The sequence below is a fragment of the Paenibacillus sp. J22R98 genome, from assembly GCF_059383835.1.
The window spans coordinates 141,614-161,290 of record NZ_JBXENW010000009.1 but is presented as its reverse complement, the minus strand read 5'-3'; the positions used below and the strand labels follow the sequence as shown (position 1 = coordinate 161,290).

Genomic DNA, 19,677 nt, shown 5'->3' with positions numbered 1-19,677 from the left:
ATTCGAAATGAGGGTAATTTTTCCGGAGGTGTCCAGAGATGGGGAGACGGACGAAAACGAATTTTGACAGGGACTGGTTGTTTTACAGAGGAAATCTAGAGATTCCGCATGTGGTGAAGGCAGGGGGAGTCGGCAGCCTAACCGATTGCGAGAAAGGCGAAGAGGGCCAGTGGCAGCAGATTGCATTCGCAGATAAGAAAACAGGCGTTTCGGTAGCACCGGATGAATGGGAGAAGGTTAACCTGCCCCACGACTGGCTCGTGGAAGAGGAGTTCTCGAAGGACGGCCCGATGGAGCGTGGATACAAAAAATCCGGCGTCGGCTGCTACCGCAAAATGTTCGATATTCCAGCCGCCGACGTAGGCAAAAAGATCATCATCGAGTTTGATGGCGTTATGCGTCACAGCAGCGTATGGGTGAACGGGCATTTTGTCGGCACGCATCCTAGCGGCAGTGTTCCTTTCTTCTACGATATTACGGATATCGTGCGTTATGGGGACGAGGGAAGCAACGTTATATTCGTCAAAGTGGATGCGAGAGATTTCGAAGGCTGGTGGTATGACGGAGCAGGCATTTACCGCCATGTGTGGCTGACCACAACGGATCGGCTGCATGTCGGTCAATGGGGGACCTACGTTACAACGCCAACGGTATCAGAAGAAGCATCAACGGTGCGGGTAGAGACGACTGTAAACAATGAGTACCGGATCGCGAAGCATTGTGAGTTAACCATCGAGATTCATGATGCGAACGGTGCGATTGTAGCGTCTGCAAGTTCAGCTGCCACCATTCCGAACGGAGAAGCACATACCATTGTGCAGCAGGTCGTCGTATCCGATCCGCTCCTATGGTCGCTCGAAGCTCCACATCTATATAAAGCCATCGCAACGGTTAGAGAGAACGGCACGGAAACCGATCGCTATGAAACGGTATTCGGTATTCGCACGATCGAATTTACGAACGACAACGGGTTCTTCCTGAATGGAAAACGGACTGTTATTAAAGGACTTTGCGTTCATCAAGATTTTGCAGGTGTCGGGGTAGCACTGCCGGATTCCATTATTGAATATAAACTGCAGCTGCTCCTAGAGATGGGCGCTAACGCCTACCGCTCCGCGCATCATCCGCCAACGAAGGAATTGCTGGAGATGTGCGACCGGATGGGCATCATGGTCATCGATGAGAATCGGCGTCTGGACAGCTCTCCGGAGGGGATCAAGAACCTGAAGCATATGCTTTATCGTGATCGTAACCATCCGAGCATCATCGCATGGTCGCTGGAGAACGAGGAGCAGCTGGAAGGCACTGTCATGGGCGCGCGCATCTTAGCTACGCTCGTACAAACTACGAAGAAGCTCGACCCTACTCGGCCTACGACGGCAGCGCTAAACCATGGCTTTAATGGTGGCGGATATACCGATGAGCTTGATATTGTCGGCTATAATTACGGGCATAAATGGGGCTCGTTCCTAAATGACCACGCCAAACATCCGGAGCGCATCATATACGGAAGCGAAGTGTCCGCTTACGCGGTAACACGGGGCATCTACGAGCATGACGAATCCAAGGGCTACTGCTCGGAATACGGGACAAGCTGGCGGGATAATGAATGGCTGAACAGCTGGACGACATCTCCCGAGCAATCATGGGGTGCAGTGGCGGACAATGCTTTTCTCGCAGGGATGTTTATCTGGGCAGGCTTCGATTACCGGGGTGAGCCATCGCCATTCAAGTGGCCGAATATCAATTCGCAATATGGCACGATGGATACATGCGGATTTCCAAAAGACAACTACTACTATTACAAGTCAGCATGGACGGAAAAGCCGATGATTCATCTGTTCCCGCATTGGAACTGGGCAGGCAAGGAAGGACAAGAGATTGACGTATGGGCGTACAGTAACCTGGATACGATCGAATTGTTCCTCAACGGCGTTTCTGCCGGTGAGCAGAAGCGTCCGCCAAACGGGCATGTGGAATGGAAGGTTCCTTATGTGCCGGGTAAGCTGCTAGCCGTGGGAAGAAGAGACGGAGAAGTCGTATCGAAAGTAACCGTGGAAACGACGGGTGCAGCTCATCATATTCGTCTGGAGCCTCATCATCAAACGCTGCAAGCGAACGATACAGATGCTGTTGCCGTACGTGTCTCCATCTGCGATGAGCAGGGGCGGGTCGTTCCGACTGCGGACAACCTCGTGCATTTCACGGTTAACGGGCGCGGACGGATTATTGGAGTAGGCAATGGGGATCCCATCTCCCATGAAGCGGATAAAGCCAGCAAACGCAGAGCTTTTAACGGTTACTGCCTCCTAATCCTGCAAGCGGGAACAGAGATTGGAGAGCTGGAACTGCGAGCTCATTCAACGGGACTGCTGGATGCACAAACGATACTTTCGGTAGAGTAGCTCTGTGGGCAACACATGCTAGAAGAAAAGCGAACAAAACAGCTGCGGCCAAGTTGCTCATAGAGTAACTTGGCCTTTTTTGCACCTATGAGCGGTAACTGGTACCGTACATGGGGCCATGGAGCTGGATTCGCACCTAAATGCAGTAACAGGTGCTGCACATGAATGACAGCGGTGCTCTACCTGCCAACCGAGCACACAGAAAAGACCTTCTCAAAAGTCACACAGCTTTTATGGTGGTCTTTTTGCATATTTGCAACCTTCCTACCATTGTTTTCGAGGAGGTCCATAGTTTGGTAGGCCAGGTGTTACTTCTTTGTAACTACTAAGTCGCCTAAATCTACTAGCATAGGAGGTAGTAGAAGAAGTGCGAGAGGATTGGTAGAATGCGACAGCAGCGAGGATTGCGACAACAGAGAAGATTAGCCTCATTGATTGTGGTTACGCTAATGATAGGTCTATTGTCGACCAGCTGCGGGCTGCGCAAGGATGAATTGGCGGACACCGCTTATCCGCCGCTTCCTCCGGGGCAAAGTGACAGCAATATGGGCACGCATACCGGTAGCGGCGACACAGGAGATTCGGAGTCTGCATCACATGCAGATTGGAATCAATCGGGCGGCAGCGGCGGCGACAAGGATAATGAGCTCGTAGTAGCGATACCCGGAAAACCATTGCTTCATCCAAAGCCGCCGGAGGTTACGATTGAGCCACCTGTAACACTGGACAATCCGACCGAGCCGGATACCGATTTTCTAACGAACAATGGCGGGAAACTGGTTGCCTTAACCTTTGATGACGGACCGGACAGTCATTTCACGCCGGCCATACTCGATATTTTGAAAGCGAAGAAGATCCATGCCACTTTCTTTACGGTAGGCATCCAAGTGAAGAAGAACGGCAAAGTGATGAAACGCATTCGCGATGAGGGCAGCGAGATCGGCAATCACAGCTATGCGCATAAAGATTTGTCAAAGCTTGACAGCAACCCTATTTTGAATCAAATTAAATGGACGGACGCTTTAATTAATAAGCAGATCGGATACGTGCCACGTTTAGTAAGAGCGCCGTATGGCGCTACCTCGCCGCTGCTGAAGCAGATTGTGAAGGATAATGGGCGTGAGCTGATCGGCTGGACCGTCGATACGCGCGATTGGGCGGGCAGCTCGGTTGCAGCCATGCGGGCCAATGTGAATAAGAACACGCATCCCGGCGGCATTATTTTGATGCATTCTTTTGGAAGTAAACATATCAACAACACGGTAGAACTTCTGCCGCTCATCATCAAAGACCTGCAAAACAAAGGCTATACCTTCGTTACCGTGAGTGAGCTGCTGGCTGCAAAAGCACATCGCAATCATGCTAAGACGAAGAACGGCTGACGGTGCGGAAGGAGCACAAGGGATGAACGTATCGCATTGGATGAAACAAACCGTTGTTCTGGCCGGGGCCTTGCTCTGCTTCTTGGCTGTAACCGGCTGTCAGTATACCGCGACTCCGGCTGATCTCCTGCTTAACCCGAGGTCTACGCCAGAGAACGCCGAGCTGGCTTCGGCCATTCGCGATCATCTCCCGGCGAGAGCCAAGCTGTCGCTTGCCATGCAGGAGCGGTCGAATTCGGCCGTGGTCAAAATGGATGCGGATGGGGATGGGAAACAGGAGGCTTTTGTCATCTATTCGGATGAGAGCGGGACAGAGCATGTGATGGTGCTGAAGAAGACGGTGGATATCGGCTGGCAGCAATGGTTTACGTTCGAGGAGACATCCAGCTACGGGATCGATGTACTGCGCACGATTGATTTGGACCGGGACGGAGAGCCTGAGGTGCTTATCGGGTGGAATCAGTATGGAGAGCCGCAGCATATTCTGACCCTTTATCATGTGCCGCCGACTAGCGGGATTGTAGCACCGAAGCCGATTGCGGAACTTCCCTACGATACACTCGGAGTCGGCGATGCGGAGGGTGACGGTCATGATGAGCTTGCGTTAATTCAATTGCAGCGTCAGAAGCTGACGGCTTCGATCGGCATTTATCATTTTGCAGGAGACCGTGCATCGAAGATGGCTTCCGCCACGCTGGATGGTTCGGTGAACGAATATTTGCAGGTGAAGCTTGGCAAAATTGCACAGGATCAATATGGCGTGCTCGCAGATGCGGCTATTGGCGCCAACTCGTCGATGACGACGATGTATGCCTGGAAAGCAGGGAAGCTGATTCCGATCTACCCGCCTAAGCAATCCGGCGATGAGAATGTACAGATCAATGCGACCATGCAGCTGAGTGACGATGGCAATGGGGACGGCATTCTGGATGTGATCGAGCTGCGTGAAGCTCCCGGTCAATCTGAGGGTGTGGCCTACAGCGATCTCTTGTGGATTCAGCAGTATAAGCAGTGGAATGGCGTAGATGGGTTTAACGTAGTTGGCGAGCAATATGTGGATACGAATCGATCTTATGCGCTGTCTCTGCCCATGGAATGGAACCATTACACGTTCCGAAGACTAACGGATGGCAGCAGCAACGATGTTGCGCTTGACCAATATGATGAGGAAATGAATCGGCGCGAGGAGATCCTGGCACTGCGCGTCATTCCGATCGCGGATTGGAATGAGAAAGAGCAGCAGCTGCAAGAGGAAGGAAGCCGCTTCGTGCAGCTTGGCAGCGGAAGCGGGCTTGTCTATGTAGCGATTTGGCATGCGCCTCTTGTGAAGGATGCCGCGGAGAAGCCGGGTGTCATTTTCCCGCCGGATGAGGCGACGCTTCGCAAGCTCTTCAAGCTCCTGCCGGAGGAATAGATCTTGGATCAGAAAAGAGGGGAACGGCTGCTTTGAAAATATTGATTGTTGAGGATGAAGAAGCGATTCGCGGGTTTGTCCGCATTAATTTAAAACGAGGCGGCATGGAAGTGACGGAGGCCGAGGATGGGGAAACCGCTTTGGCGCTTGCGCTGGCGGCTTCCCCGCCTTTCGATGTGGCGCTGCTTGATCTGATGCTGCCGGGGATAAGCGGATTTGAAGTGTGTGAGCAGCTGAGACAGCAATTTCCCCGTATGGGCATCATTATGCTGACGGCGAAGTCGCAGGAGGAAGACAAGATCCGCGGGCTAGAGCTAGGCGCGGATGATTATGTGCAGAAGCCGTTCAGCCCGGGCGAGCTTGTCGCCCGGCTGAACGCGCTTAAGCGGCGCATGCAGCCGCTTGGCGAGGAGCCGGCGAGCGAGGCTGCAGGAGCTTCCGCTGCCGAGGCAGCAGCCATGCCTGGACCGGCGGCGCAAGCGCAGCAAGGCTCTGGCGCCGCGGCTGGGGGCGGAACGCCGAGCGCGCAGCCGCAGCGGGCCGGCGAGCTGAGCTCGGGGCCGTTCCGCCTGTCTTCGGCGGAGCGCCGACTGTGGAAGGATGGCGTCGAGATTGTTCTGACGCCGACGGAATGGACGCTTGTGAAGCTGCTTATGGAGCGGGAGGGCGAAGGGCTTAGCCGCGATGATATTCTGAATGCGGTGTGGGGACGCCATTATGTCGGCGATCTGAAGATTGTCGATGTGAACATTCGCCGCATCCGCCAGAAGATCGAGATTCAGCCATCGGATCCGCACCATATCGAGACGCTGTGGGGGTATGGCTACCGCTGGAAACGGAGCGACGATCAATGAGGAGTCTGCGTACACGCATCGTATGGAGCTATGGCATCTTGATCGTGCTCGTAGTTGTAATGCTCGGTTCGATGTTCGTGACACTCGTCTGGAACTACTATTACAGCAGTGCTGTCGGCTCTGTTCTGCAGCGTGCAGAGACGGAGGCGGCCTTACATAATCGGATGATCGCGTATGAATCGATGAGAGAGAAAGCCAGATACATGCTGCAAAATATGTCCGAAGGCACGGCCCATCTCCAGCTGCTTACCGGCTCCGGCGTAATCGTCGTCGACAGCGATGGGCTTGGCGGCGAGGGCAAGCTCGCGGAAACGCCGGATGTCCGGCGGGCGATCTACGGTGGCAAAGGGGTATGGCGCGGCACAGACCCGCTGACGAACGAGCGGATCGCCGCTGTTACGCTGCCGGTTAAGCAAGGCCAGCGCGTGGTCGCCATGTTTCGCTATACCGCTTCGCTGAAAGAAGTGGACACCACCGTCCGAAACGTCCTGTGGATAACGCTGCTTGTCGGTTCGGTTGTCGTGCTGCTGTTCTTTGCGATGAGCGTGCTGATCGCGAACCGTATCGCCAGACCGATCCGCAATTTGACGCGAGTCGCGGAGAAGATGGCGGAAGGAGATTGGACCCGCCGCGCCGCACCGCATGATCGGGATGAGATAGGAAGGTTGGCGGAAACGCTGAACACGATGGCCTCGGAGCTGACGCGGCGCGAGAAGCTGAAGGAGGACTTCATCTCTTCCATCTCCCACGAGCTGCGGACACCGCTCACCTCGATCAAAGGCTGGAGCGAGACGCTAGCCTCCGGCGACCTTAGCGATGTGGAAGAGCTCAATATGGGGCTCGCGATCATCGACCGGGAGACGGAACGGTTGGCGGGACTCGTCGAGGATCTGCTCGACTTCTCGAAGCTGTATGCGAAGAGCATTGTGCTTCATCCCGAGGCGCTCGACATTCGGAGGACGATCGAAGAAACGCTCCGCCAGTTCGAAGCGCGCGGGCAGCGCGAATCGATCGCCATTACGGGAACCGGCGGAGATAAGCCGCTCGTTGCGGAAGTGGATGCCAATCGGCTCAAGCAGGTGTTCATCAATGTACTCGACAATGCGCTGAAGTTTACGCCGCGGAACGGGACGATTACGGTAACGGCGGATCAAGACGAAGGGATGGCGCGAATTCGGATCCAAGATACGGGAAGCGGGATTCCGCCTGAAGATTTGCCCCATGTGACCGAGAAGTTCTACAAAGGGACAAGCCAGCGCTCCGGAAGCGGACTTGGCCTGGCTATCTGCAAGGAGATCGTCGAGCTGCATGGCGGCAGCTTCCGTCTGGATAGCACAGTCGGCGAAGGCACAACGGTGACAATCGCACTGCCATTAATCCGCACGCAGCAACCACAACAGCAACCACAACAGCCGCCCGACGCTGCAAACCTCAAATAACCCGATCGGCAGCGGCCCGACCGGGTTATTTTGGAGCTTGCATCTATTCTTTGTAGAACAGCGACTTGTGATTCTTGGTTACATAGGCAATCGCAAGGATCGCCAATAGGATAACTAGGCTGGAGAACCAATGTGCGGTGATCCAGTCGATAAAAGCTGGCATACGCAGCCCCCTCGATTAAGCGAGATAGAGGTAGTATGCCAATTATTAGGCGAGCTATGCGTCTTGCGAGGCAGCGCTGCCTCGTGCAGTGTTCGTCGCACGGCGTTTTTGCATTCTATGTGCACGAAGAATACGCCCATTTGGCCCATTTATCACAGAGCTGAATGTTCGCATACGCGGAATCCAGGTATCACGCGACTCAAATCCCGCATCTCGCAGCAGCAGGTATCCAGCCTTCACACCCGGCCCCTCGTTATCCGACACTCGGCATCCCGCACCCCGCCTTACACCTCGCTCTTCGTTATCCGACACTCGGAATCCCGGACCCCAGCCCTTCACACCCGGCCCCTCGTTATCCGACACTCGGCATCCCGCACCTGCATACCGCAGTCCTCCAGCTGCGAAAATCTAACGAATCGTAGAGGTCTTATTTCGCCGAAATTCGGGGCTTCGAGATTCTAACGAATCGTAGGGGGCTTAATATGGGAAAATCGACTCCTATATACACACATACGGTCAAAAAGGGCCTGTACGATTCGTTAGCATTTTTTTGGAGCTGTTTTCGGGCAAATAAGACCTGTGTGATTCGTTAGAGCGATCACACAACTCAACTCGCGCATCTCGCACCAGGTATCCCGCACCCCACCTCACACCTGGCATCCCGCTGCGTCCGGCTTGCGATAAACTAACGAATCTAGGGGGGATATTTCGCCTGATTGCCGAGCTTCGAGATTCTAAGGGGGAAATAGCAATTAGATGTTCATTCTTAGCAACTGCGGAAGACAATTCCACCGTTCTTGTGGTTTAATAAGAAATATCCAAACTCAAACTCTTCCATAAGGTGGGCTCGCAGATGAAGCATGCTAAACGGTCATCCTTTCGCTTTACACTCGTGCTTGGCGTAGTCATGCTGCTAGTGGCAGGCATAATGCTCTCAGGCTGCAACGAGAAGAAGCTGAACACCAATGATACGCCACCGGTCGCCGAAGAAACGACGGAACCAGCGGAAGCGCCAATAGAGACGGCGCCGGTTGATCCGCCCGCTGTCGATCCGCCTCAATATATTGCGCCGCTGACCGGCTTGCCGCTCGATAGCGAAGCCACGCTTCGTCCGATCGCCGTAATGGTCAACAATTTCGCTGCGGCACGTCCGCAATCGGGACTGCCCAATGCCGATGTCGTCTGGGAAGTGCTTGCCGAGGGCGGCATTACGCGGCTTGTAGCCGTCTTCCAAAGCGACACCTCAACGAATCCGATCGGCCCGATTCGCAGCAATCGCCCTTATCTAATCCGGATCGGCGAAGCCTATCATGCCGTACTGGCCCATGCCGGTGCGAGCACCGAAGGCTATGACCTGCTGCAGCATCATAACAAGGATTATTTAGACGAGATCTCCAATGCGGGGGCGTACTTCTACCGTGAATCGTTCCGCAAACCGCCGCACAATCTGTACTCCAATTTGGAGAAGCTGCGTGCCGGAGCCGCGAAGAAGAAATATGCCGAAACCGTCGAGATCCCGACGTTTACATGGTCAGAGCAAGGAGCAACCTCAGATGGCACAGCAGCTGCGACGGTCGAGATTCATTTTCTGCTGAAGGATTATAAGCTGTCTTACCGGTATAACGAGGCTACAGGCCTCTATGAACGCTCGGTAAACGGCAAGCCGCATACCGATCTCACGACGAACAACCAGCTGACGGCCACGAATCTAGTGATCATCGGCGCGAAGCATAAGACTTACGACGATTACGGCAGGCTGGAGATTGATCTCGAGAGCGGCGGTCCGGCGATGCTGATCCAGAAGGGCAAGGAAGTCGATTGCACCTGGGAACGCAGCAGTGACGGCGTCATTCGCCTTATGAAGGACGGGCAGGAGCTGCCATTCATACCGGGACATACGTATTATCACATCGTTCCGATGACGCCGACGTTTGCGGGGCATGTGAAGCTCGGCATATAATGAGAAGATTAGACGTGTAACGTGGAGGAACAGAGATTGGAATCGACTACGAAGATGAATGAACAGTCCTGGAATACCGGCGCATACGGGGCGTGGCTGAAGCGTTTCGGCACACCGGCCGAGGCGGCGGACAAAATTAAATCGGCACCCGAGAAACGCGTCGGTTCAGCACTTGAGCATATGGGGAATGTGAGCGGGAAGCGAATCGTCAACCTGCTTGGCTCGAACGGGAATAAAGCCGTTGCGCTTGCGCTGCTTGGCGCAGATGCTACCGTCATCGATTTCTCGGCGGAGAACGAACGTTATGCAACCGAGCTGGCCGCTGCAGCAGGGGTTCCGCTCACCTACATCGTGGCAGACGTGTTGAAGCTTCCTGAATCCGAACTGAACGGCAGCTACGATATCGTGTACATGGAGTTTGGGATTCTGCATTATTTTCTAGATCTGCTCCCATTGTTTGAGGTTGTTCGTGGCTTGCTACGCCAAGGTGGGACGCTGGTGCTGCAGGATTTCCATCCGGTCTCAACCAAGCTGATCTCCTCGCGCGGCACGACGGCGAACATTCGCAAGCACAAGGTGGACGGCGATTATTTCAGTACGGAGCTGGAGGAGAAGGAAGTCGCTTTCTCCAAGTTTATGTCGGAGGATCAGGAAGGGGCAGCGGAAGTGCCCAAGGTGTTGCTGCGCAACTGGACGCTCGGGGAGATCGTGACGGCGGTTGCCTCCGGAGGCTTGTGCATCAAGCTGCTCGAAGAGCTGCCTAACGCCTCGTCCGATGTGTTCGACAAAGGGATACCGAAGACATTTACAATCGCAGCCGAGAAGCTGTAAAGCAAGAGAAGCCGGAGGGGATCCGGTTTCTTTTTTTTGCGCTGCAGACGGTTAAAATCGGATGTGCCGGAAAACAATAGAAGTGCACGGAAGCTTCAAATGAAAATAATGTACGATTTTTGAAAATAGTCATAAAACCTTTACATTCCCTTAACAATTGGGTTGTAAACTGTGTTAAGATATTGTCGGTTTCACATGGCAATTGTTGAAATTTACCGGCAACCAAATTAGCGCGATAGCGAAGGGGATAGTTATGTTTAAGAAAAAGAACGATGTGTTCTTTACGACACTGGAAGCGATGGCCGATACGATTCTGGAAGGCGTGCTCTACTTTGGGCAGAACGTTTCTAAAATCAAAGATGTCGGACAGTTTGCGAAAACGATGAAAGAGTATGAAAGCAAATGCGACCGTCATGTACATACGATTCTGACTGAGCTTAACAAAACGTTCATTACGCCAATTGAGCGTGAAGATATTATGAAACTTACCACATCGCTCGATGATGTGCTCGATGGCATTGAAGCCTGTGCTTCCCGTTTCGAAATGTACAACATTACGGAGCCGGACGAGTATGTCACCCTATTCGCAGAGAACATCCTTCGCTGCGCGCAGCAAATCAAAAAAGCGATCTACCTGCTATCCGAGAAGAAGCTGCTTGCCATGCGCGAGCCGGCCATTCATATCAACGAGCTTGAGAACCAAGCCGATGACCTGCTTCGCATCAGCGTAAAGAGTTTGTTTGCGAACGTGAAGGATCCGATTGAGCTGATCAAGCGCAAAGAGGTTTATGAGCGTCTGGAGCAAACGACCGACTATTGTGAGGATGTCGCAAACACACTCGAAACCATCATTATGCGCAACAGCTAAGGAGCGGGACGAGCAGGTATGGACATTTACATTTGGGTCGGCATTGTTATTTTTCTAGCACTCGGATTTGACTTTATTAACGGATTTCACGATACAGCCAACGCCATCGCGACGACCGTGTCTACGCGGGCATTGTCGCCGCGAATGGCGATTATCCTTGCGTCATGCATGAACTTTATCGGGGCGATTATGTTTACGGGCGTGGCGAAAACAATCGGGGGCAAAATCGCGGATCCGGCTACGCTCGACCATGGCGTGCAGGTTGTAGTCGCGACCTTGATCGGGGCGATCGCGTGGAACTTGCTTACATGGTGGTTCGGGATCCCGTCCTCGTCATCGCATGCGTTGATCGGAGCATTGACAGGTGCGGTTGTGAGCTCTGCGGGGCTTGACGCCATTAATGGCAAAGGCTTTATCGATATTTTGAAGGCACTTATTTTGTCACCGCTTATCGCGTTTACCGGAGGCTTCATCGTGATGTGGATCCTGAAGCAGATATTTGCCAAGGCAAGTCCGCATCTAATCAACAAAGGGTTCCGTTCCGGCCAGATTCTGACGGCGGCGTTCCAATCGTTCACACACGGAACGAATGATGCGCAGAAGGCGATGGGGATTATCACGTTCGCGCTGGTTACAGCAGGCATCCAAGACACCACGGATCATATTCCGCTGTGGGTCAAGATTTCTGCAGCAACGGCAATGGCGCTCGGCACCTCCATTGGCGGCTGGAAGATTATCAAGACGATGGGCACGAAAATTTTCAAAATCGAGCCGATCAACGGCTTCGCGGCAGATATTACATCGGCAAGTGTTATCTTGACGGCTACGATGATTCACTTGCCGGTTAGTACGACGCATGTCATCACATCCTCCATTCTCGGCGTGGGCAGTGCGAAGCGCTTCTCCGCTGTCAAATGGGACTTGGCAGGCAAGATTATCATCTCCTGGATCATTACGATTCCAATTACGATGATTCTTGCGGCATTGATTTATCAAATTATTGCATTGTTTATCTAAAAGGTTAAAAGGCTGAACGTCTCGCAAGCGCTGCTTAGGTGCGCTTGGTTGAGATGTTCAGCCTTTTTCGGTGGGCGGTTATCTACGCGGACGTCTGCGGCGGGGGCCGCCCGGTGTTACGCCGGTCTTGCCTGCGGTACGCCGACGCTTTTTCTTGCGGCGCTTCGGCGGTGCGTCATCGTCGTCGTCTGTGCTGGTCACGGAAGCACCCTTCTTCCCGAAGGAGGTCGCGAGTACTTTGATCAGCGGCGCCATCTGGGTGATGCTGCCGACGACCTTCTGCACCTTGCCCATCGTGGTCACGATACCGTCGATGCCGCCCATACGGTCAACTACGCCCTTGAGGTCATTGAGACTGTTGGCGAGGTTAAAGCCGGACTTGGTGTCGGTCTTCTCTTCGACTTTGGTTTGCTCAATAAGCGTAGGGAGATTGCCGTCGGACTCCGGAAGAGGTATAATTTGCTGGCCTGCCGCCGGTTGAATGGTAATCGATGGTACGCCGGTCGAGAACTCGGAGGAGGAGGATGAGAACGGGACAGGGGTTTTGCCTAGCCCGACGCTTTTGTTATTCAGACCTTGAAATGGATCGGATATTCCCGGAAAAGGACTTTGCTGCCGCCCATTATGCAGGCTTTGACCTTGCCCGCCGCTCTGGCTCTGCTGCTCGTAGCTGCCGGCGGGTGGATCGTAGCGGTATTTCACGCAGATCACAACCTTTTTTGGCTTTTTATATAGTAGTCTATGGGATAGGCGAACATACGGACTGGACGAATGCCCGTATTTTCGTAATAAATTTCCGCAGGTGCGGGGTGACATTCGGCGATCGTCGTGGGCCGAGATGTCCTTCTGTTCTGTGAAGCGCTACAACGGTGATGCTTGAATAATGATAGAGAAACGAATACAATTAGCTTACTAGTTCAAGTAGGAGTGTGCGGACGATGCAATTGAAGAAGCTGAATGATAAGACGTTCGACCAGCTGTTTGAGGCGATTCTGACGCTGGAGACGGTAGAAGAATGCTATGTGTTCTTTGATGATTTGTGTACGGTTAACGAGATCCAGTCGCTGTCCCAGCGGCTTGAAGTGGCACGCATGCTTGGCAAGGGTGCGACATATAATCAGATTGAAGCTGAAACCGGCGCAAGCACGGCGACGATTTCGCGCGTGAAGCGGTGCCTGAACTACGGCAACGACGGTTACAAGATGGCGCTGGAGCGCGCAGGGCGCTAACCCGATGAAGGTTGGTGTGTTAGTGATTAGTCACGGCTCGCGCGAAGCGGGCTGGGTGAAGCTTGTTGATGAGGCGGTAGCGGCGGTTACAGTAGGGCGAGAGAGTGGCGCTGGTCGCGGTGACGAGCAGAACCATGGTAACCTTAGTGGCGCCGAAGTGCCGGTTGTCTCGGCTTTTCTGGAAATTGTAGAAGGACGTCTGATTCAAGACGGCATAGATCAGCTAGAAGCGGAAGGCGTGACGGAGCTCTACGTCCTTCCGCTTTTTGTGTCGTCTGGCAGTACGCATGTGGATGACATTGCACAGGCGTTCGGCGTTGCGCCGGTATCGGCGGGGCGCCGCGGCGAGCTGGCGCCGTTTCGGGTTGGCGCGGGCATGAGCGTCCGCTTCGGCCTGCCGATCGACGACGACGCGGATATTGCCGAGCTGCTGCTCGGCAATATCGCGAAGCTATCGGCGGAGCCCGCGCGGGAGCGATTGCTGCTCGTCGCGCATGGTTCGCGCGAGGCGGTCTTTCACGGCCGCTGGCGAAGCGGCATGCGGCAGCTCGCGGCGCGTGTCCGCGAGCTTGGCGGATTTGGCGGCGCAGACATTGCGATGCTGCTGCCGAATCAGGCGGCCTGCAAGCTGCGCGCGCTGCAGCGGCGGTACCCCGGCGACTCGTTCCTCGTCGTGCCTCTTTTTCTGAGCGAGGGTTATTTTACAAGAACGGTGATTCCGGGTCGGCTTGATGAGCTGGATTATCGGTACAATGGCCGCGCGCTGCTGCCGCATCCGTGTATTGTGCGCTGGATGGAGCGTCAGATCGAGAGCTGGCTGCGTGAGCTGAATGAGGCGAGATAACGGCTTTGGGTTGCTGGGAATAGCTGGCGAGGGCCGTTTGGGAAGTTCGCCATTTCAGTGTATAGTAGAGAATAGAGAACATGAGACGATACGGGCAGCAGGATGCTTACCGGTTGCCGTGTTTGCGGATGCGCGGGAGGCGCTGCCGCACACGGTCCGGAGTGAATGTGCCGGAGGTGGACTAGGTGACGACGATTAAGAGGGCCAGACTGATCTATAACCCGACGTCTGGACGGGAAGAAATTAAGAAACGGCTGCCGGATATCCTGCAGCGGCTGGAGCGCGGCGGCATCGAGACGAGCTGTCACGCCACCGTGAGTGAAGGTGATGCGACGATCGCGGCATCCGAAGCTGCGGACCGCGGCTTCGATATGATCATCGCGGCCGGCGGGGACGGGACGCTGTATGAAGTGATCAACGGCTTGGCGGAGAAGGATGTCCGACCGCCGCTTGGGATTTTGCCGCTGGGCACCACGAATGATTTTGCCCGGGCGCTTGGCATTCCGAAGCATTGGGAGTACGCGTGCGATCTCATCATTCAGCAGTTTACGAAATCGATTGACCTGGGACGGGCGAATCAGCGGTATTTTATCAACATCGCGGGTGGGGGCTCCTTGACGGAGCTGACCTACGAGGTGCCGAGCAAGCTGAAGACGATGATCGGGCAGCTGGCCTATTATATGAAGGGTCTTGAGAAAATGACCCGCCTGCGGCCAACCGAGCTGCGGCTTCAGGCGAAGGAGATCGGCGAGATCCATGAGGAGATTATGATGTTCCTCATTTGTAATAGCAATTCGGTCGGCGGCTTCGAGAAGCTGGCACCTGAAGCGAGCTTGAGCGATGGTCTGTTCGACGTAGTCGTGCTGAAGAAATGCAACCTCGGCGAGTTCATCCGGTTGGCATCACTCGCGCTGCGCGGCGAGCATTTGCATGATCCGCATGTGGTGCATTTTCAGACGCGCGAGCTGATCGTCACGACACCGGATTATGTACAGCTGAACCTGGACGGCGAGTATGGCGGCACGCTTCCATGTACGTTTACGGTGCTGCCGTCGCATTTGAACATTATCGTAGATGAAGCGGGCAATTCTACTTATAAATAAACGGAACGAAGCAGATAGATGGATAAGTCTAGGCGAGACAACTGACTGAGGAAAACGGAGCGGGTTAAGAACAATGAGCAACAACAAGGTTAAAGTACCGACAGTGAGCAAAAATGATGAAGTCGTCGTCGACATTGTCGGCTTGACGCATGAGGGCGAAGGGGTAGGCCGTGCAGACGGCTTTACCCTTTTTATACAGGGAGCCCTTCCCGGCGAACGCGTCCGCGCGAAGGTGCTGAAGGTGAAGAAGACGTACGGCTACGCGAAGCTGCAGGAGTTGCTTGTTAAGAGCGCGGACCGCGTAGACGCGCCATGCCCGATCTATAAGCAGTGCGGCGGCTGCCAGCTGCAGCATTTGAGCTACGAGGCGCAGCTGGTTTGGAAGCGGCAGCATGTGGTCGACAATCTGGAGCGAATTGGGAAGCTGCGGGTTGCTGTGACCCCTACTCTCGACACAACCACTCCTTCCGCCGATTCAGGGCCTGCTGTGATTGTGCATCCTACTATCGGTATGGACGAGCCATGGCGCTATCGGAATAAGGCTTCCGTGCCGATGGGCATGGCCGCTGTCGCGATGGGTGGCGACGGCGATGGACTCTTCTCGGAGGAGCGCCTGATCGGTGGCTTCTATGCGCGTGGCAGTCACCGCATTATTGATATGGACGAGTGCATGATTCAGCACTCGCACAATGATGATATTGTGGCTCGGGTGAAAGCGATCGGCCGCGAGCTTGGTGTATCGGCCTACAACGAAGAGACTGGCCGCGGACTGCTGCGCCATGTGATGACGCGCGTTGGTTTCGTCTCTGGTGAGGCGATGATCGTGTTGATAACGAAAGGCCAGCACATCCCTCAAGCGGAGAGCTGGATTAAGATGATCCGTGAGGCTGTTCCTAACGTGAAGAGTATCGTGCAGAACGTGAACAAGCGTGATACGAATGTGATCTTCGGCGATGAGACCCGCGTGTTATGGGGCAGCGAGGTTATCTACGACGAGCTAGATGGCATACGTTTTGCTATCTCGGCTAGGTCGTTCTACCAAGTGAACCCTACTCAAACGGTGGAGTTGTACCGCAAAGCAGTTGAGTATGCAGCGCTGACGGGTAAAGAGCGGGTTATCGATGCCTATTGCGGCATCGGTACGATTTCTCTGTTCTTGGCTCGGCAAGCCGGCCATGTATATGGCGTTGAGATCGTGCCGGAGGCGATTGCGGACGCAGAGCGTAATGCGAAACTGAACGGGATCGAAAATGCCTCGTTCGAGGCTGGCCCAGCCGAGGTAGTGATCCCGCGCTGGCGTAAGGATGGCATCGTGCCTGACGTGATCGTCGTCGACCCGCCGCGCAAAGGTTGCGACGAGGCACTGCTCGAGACGATCTTGGCGATGCGACCGGAGCGGGTCGTATATGTGTCGTGTAATCCTTCGACGTTGGCACGCGACCTGCGTGTGTTGGAGGATGGAGGGTATCGGACGGTTGAGGTGCAGCCGGTGGATATGTTTCCGCATACGGTGCATGTAGAGTCGGTCGCATTGCTTACACGGAGTGAAACAGGCACTGAAAAGCCTTGTTAATACTACATTTTAGTGAATGTAACAGTATCAAAAAATTATTAATACAGATGAGGTTTTTGGTACTTGGTGCAAAATTGATGTAAAAACTCATCATAAATCAGCCTAAATTAGCGGCAAGCATCAGAAAAGAGCAATAAACGAGACGCAGATTCAATGAACTGTTATAGTCATTAAGAAAAGAACCCGAACGATTGATTTAATCGTTCGGGTTCTTACGCTTCTTGCCGTTTTTTAAATGGAATGATCTGATCGAACTTGTTTGCTGCTTCTTTATCTGCCTTTGATAAAACATGACCATAAATGTTCATGGTTGTTGTGATGTTGGCATGGCCAAGGCGCTCGGAAATAATTTTAGCGTGGACACCTTGGTTAATGAGTAGTGTAGCTGAGGTATGCCTTAAATCATGGAATTTGATGTATTTTAAATTATGCTTCTTTAAAAAGCCACGGAACCATAAATAGGGGCTCTCCGGGTAGAACGCTCTGCCGTACTGATTAAAGAATACAAAGAAATGATCGTTATCTCTTGTTGTCACTAACTCGTCCCATTGTTGTTTGCAGTGTTTATAATACTGTTTTAGTTCCTCGCACACTGCATCAGACAGATTGATTTTACGTGTGGATTTTTTTGTTTTTGGTTCTTTAATGACGGGATTTCCGTTGATGAAGTCAGAGATGCTTTGTTTTACATTTATTGTACCTTGTTCCAAATCGACATTTTTCCATTCAAGTCCAACTAACTCGCCGCGACGAAGACCGGTTGTTAATGCGAGGGTGATCATCATTCGCCAGTGATAAGCTTCTTTTTCTAAAGCTTCAAACAATAATTGAATTTCATCTTCATCATACACTTGGCTTTCCTTATATACGACCTTGGGAGACTTTACGTCCCCAACAGGATTAGTTTGAATTAGTCTCCATTCAACTGCTCGGGTGAAAATGTTTCTTAATACTCGGTATACGTACTGAATAGTCCCGGAAGAGAGCTTCCCATCTTTTCCGTCCTGTCTGCTTCCTTCTTTGCCTAGATCGCTAATTAATGAAGCAATATGCAATGGTTTTACTTGATCTAAGCGCAAATGCCCAATGTATGGGAGGATCCGGGTGTTTAGGATGCGCAGATAAATAGATAAAGTTTTTAGTTCAAGTTCTTGTAAGGCATACTTATCCTTCCATTCATCGACGAAAGCGCTCAATGTTAATTTTTCAGGTGAGATGTAAGCTCCTGCTTTAACTTCAATCTCGAATTTAGCTAGTTCGAGCTCAGCTTCTTTTTTTGTACGGCAATGAACAGTTTTCCCGTAACGAACATACTTACCCGATGCATTTCTGCCAACGCTAACGGTTAGTCTCCAGGAATTCTTTCCTCTTTTCTCTAAACTTGCCACTAACATACCCCCACTGTAATTTTAGTATCAATTGTTTCCGTGAAAGTGTGTGTGAATACCCACCAGGATATCTAAGAAACAAATGTTCGCTGACACTTAGCTGTCATTTTGTTATGACAGAATGGATACGGATAAGACAGTATGTACATAATGTTTTTATTCGTAGAAGAATTTTCTCGGCAGTATCAAAAGTCATACGATTTGAAGCGCACTTTGTCGGTAATTTGACCACGAGTGAAATATGCATGTGACGCAGTTAGTGAGGGGAAACACTCTGTTCGAATAACGTTCTGAGCGGTTTGGTGGTGTGGCTAGGGGGAGTCATTATACGAAAGAGTGAGTCAGAATAATCATGACAGAGATAATAGAGGAATGAATATATATGGAAGAAGTAGAATCCAAGAAATAGTAAGGTGCTTAAACATCCAAAAAGAAAAGTTAAACGCAAACGCTTTTTTGTAGACCCTCAACGCAAATAAGTGTGTGTGTAATCATGACCATTAAAGTTCGACGAAAGGTGAGGATGCGAAAATGGATAGGTGGTGATAGTCGACGTAATTTATGAATAACATCCACAGCACATGAGTGAAACTGGAGGCTTGTTCTGTATTGTAAACAATAAATTTCTTAATTGTGATACAATAACAATTGTGTCTATCGAACTAAGGCTGAGGTAGTATTTCAGATTCCGAGAAGATGATACAGCATAATTTAATGATATGTTCAAAAGAGGGGCTGACACAAATTAAATCGACTGAAATAGAAGCATCTATTCTAAATCATATTAATAACGAGTTTCGCCCAGCAATAAGAAAGATTTATGAACGAATAGGCATTAGTATAGACTTAAGTCCCTATTGGAACTTACCTGATGCAGAAAAATTTAAAACAAACAGAACATACCAGGTCAAAGCCAATAAACTTGAAATGGTAGAATTAACCATTAATAGATATCACTTCGGATACTACTCAGTTAGATTGGATAACAAAGGTAACATTGAATGGTATGAACATACGGGCTTTTTTAATGGACATGGCTTGCATTTGAAGAGTAATGGTTTTATCTGGTTTATTGAGGAACTAGAAAATAAGATAAACAAGCACAAAGAAAAATTGCTTACTATAAAGCCATACACATAAGTTAGATAGGATATGTTCAGTTGGAAATTACTATGTATATCTTATTAATACAAGTCAAGAAGGCCAT

Annotated in this window: 16 protein-coding genes; 14 read left to right on the top strand and 2 right to left on the bottom strand. The window is 52.1% G+C overall.

The window, feature by feature from the left end; all coding sequences use genetic code 11:
- The first annotated feature begins 38 nt into the window (after positions 1-38).
- The 9 genes from galA (at position 39) to AC50Y3_RS23130 (ending at position 12,333) form a co-directional block, all read left to right on the top strand.
- Positions 39-2,405, top strand: a complete 2,367-nt coding sequence (gene galA, locus AC50Y3_RS23170; RefSeq protein WP_494821091.1) for a beta-galactosidase GalA — start codon at positions 39-41, stop codon at positions 2,403-2,405.
- A 386-nt stretch (positions 2,406-2,791) separates the two neighbouring features.
- Entirely contained in the window at positions 2,792-3,787 is a 996-nt protein-coding gene (locus AC50Y3_RS23165; protein ID WP_494821090.1) for a polysaccharide deacetylase family protein, read from the top strand.
- Between the two features lie 22 nt (positions 3,788-3,809).
- The gene (locus tag AC50Y3_RS23160; protein ID WP_494821089.1) at positions 3,810-5,201 is read left to right on the top strand and encodes a hypothetical protein; all 1,392 of its coding nucleotides are present in this window, start codon (positions 3,810-3,812) and stop codon (positions 5,199-5,201) included.
- 32 nt (positions 5,202-5,233) lie between these two features.
- Positions 5,234-6,055 (top strand): response regulator transcription factor, encoded by an 822-nt coding sequence (locus AC50Y3_RS23155; protein WP_494821088.1) that lies wholly within the window; start codon positions 5,234-5,236, stop codon positions 6,053-6,055.
- Complete coding sequence (locus AC50Y3_RS23150; RefSeq protein ID WP_494821087.1) at positions 6,052-7,494, top strand: sensor histidine kinase; 1,443 nt, start codon at positions 6,052-6,054, stop codon at positions 7,492-7,494. The genes AC50Y3_RS23155 and AC50Y3_RS23150 overlap by 4 nt, the downstream gene beginning before the upstream one ends.
- A gap of 1,016 nt (positions 7,495-8,510) precedes the next feature.
- The gene (locus AC50Y3_RS23145) at positions 8,511-9,617 is read left to right on the top strand and encodes a DUF3048 domain-containing protein (protein ID WP_494821086.1); all 1,107 of its coding nucleotides are present in this window, start codon (positions 8,511-8,513) and stop codon (positions 9,615-9,617) included.
- Between the two features lie 54 nt (positions 9,618-9,671).
- Positions 9,672-10,448: a class I SAM-dependent methyltransferase gene (locus AC50Y3_RS23140; RefSeq protein WP_494821247.1), complete on the top strand. Its 777-nt coding sequence runs from the start codon at positions 9,672-9,674 to the stop codon at positions 10,446-10,448.
- A 253-nt stretch (positions 10,449-10,701) separates the two neighbouring features.
- Positions 10,702-11,316 (top strand): DUF47 domain-containing protein, encoded by a 615-nt coding sequence (locus AC50Y3_RS23135; RefSeq protein WP_494821085.1) that lies wholly within the window; start codon positions 10,702-10,704, stop codon positions 11,314-11,316.
- 18 nt (positions 11,317-11,334) lie between these two features.
- Positions 11,335-12,333: an inorganic phosphate transporter gene (locus AC50Y3_RS23130; protein WP_494821084.1), complete on the top strand. Its 999-nt coding sequence runs from the start codon at positions 11,335-11,337 to the stop codon at positions 12,331-12,333.
- A 78-nt stretch (positions 12,334-12,411) separates the two neighbouring features.
- On the opposite strand, the gene AC50Y3_RS23125 is transcribed toward AC50Y3_RS23130, so the two are convergent.
- Positions 12,412-13,035: a hypothetical protein gene (locus AC50Y3_RS23125; RefSeq protein ID WP_494821083.1), complete on the bottom strand. Its 624-nt coding sequence runs from the start codon at positions 13,033-13,035 to the stop codon at positions 12,412-12,414.
- 236 nt (positions 13,036-13,271) lie between these two features.
- Here AC50Y3_RS23125 and AC50Y3_RS23120 point away from each other — a divergent pair, with 236 nt between their 5' ends.
- The 4 genes from AC50Y3_RS23120 to rlmD all read left to right on the top strand — a co-directional run bounded on the left by AC50Y3_RS23120 (position 13,272) and on the right by rlmD (position 17,082).
- Positions 13,272-13,562, top strand: a complete 291-nt coding sequence (locus AC50Y3_RS23120; RefSeq protein WP_090978952.1) for a YerC/YecD family TrpR-related protein — start codon at positions 13,272-13,274, stop codon at positions 13,560-13,562.
- A gap of 4 nt (positions 13,563-13,566) precedes the next feature.
- Positions 13,567-14,406: a sirohydrochlorin chelatase gene (locus AC50Y3_RS23115; protein ID WP_494821082.1), complete on the top strand. Its 840-nt coding sequence runs from the start codon at positions 13,567-13,569 to the stop codon at positions 14,404-14,406.
- A 194-nt stretch (positions 14,407-14,600) separates the two neighbouring features.
- On the top strand, positions 14,601-15,509 hold the full coding sequence (locus AC50Y3_RS23110) for a diacylglycerol kinase (protein ID WP_494821246.1): 909 nt from the start codon (positions 14,601-14,603) through the stop codon (positions 15,507-15,509).
- Between the two features lie 73 nt (positions 15,510-15,582).
- Positions 15,583-17,082 carry a 23S rRNA (uracil(1939)-C(5))-methyltransferase RlmD gene (gene rlmD / locus AC50Y3_RS23105; RefSeq protein WP_494821081.1) on the top strand — a complete coding sequence of 500 codons (1,500 nt, stop codon included), beginning with the start codon at positions 15,583-15,585 and terminating at the stop codon, positions 17,080-17,082.
- Between the two features lie 212 nt (positions 17,083-17,294).
- Here the strand turns inward: rlmD and AC50Y3_RS23100 are convergent, their stop codons facing one another.
- Positions 17,295-18,470: a site-specific integrase gene (locus AC50Y3_RS23100; protein ID WP_494821080.1), complete on the bottom strand. Its 1,176-nt coding sequence runs from the start codon at positions 18,468-18,470 to the stop codon at positions 17,295-17,297.
- Between the two features lie 696 nt (positions 18,471-19,166).
- Between AC50Y3_RS23100 and AC50Y3_RS23095 the strand changes: the two genes are divergently transcribed.
- Positions 19,167-19,610 (top strand): hypothetical protein, encoded by a 444-nt coding sequence (locus AC50Y3_RS23095; protein WP_494821079.1) that lies wholly within the window; start codon positions 19,167-19,169, stop codon positions 19,608-19,610.
- The last annotated feature ends 67 nt before the right edge of the window (positions 19,611-19,677 follow it).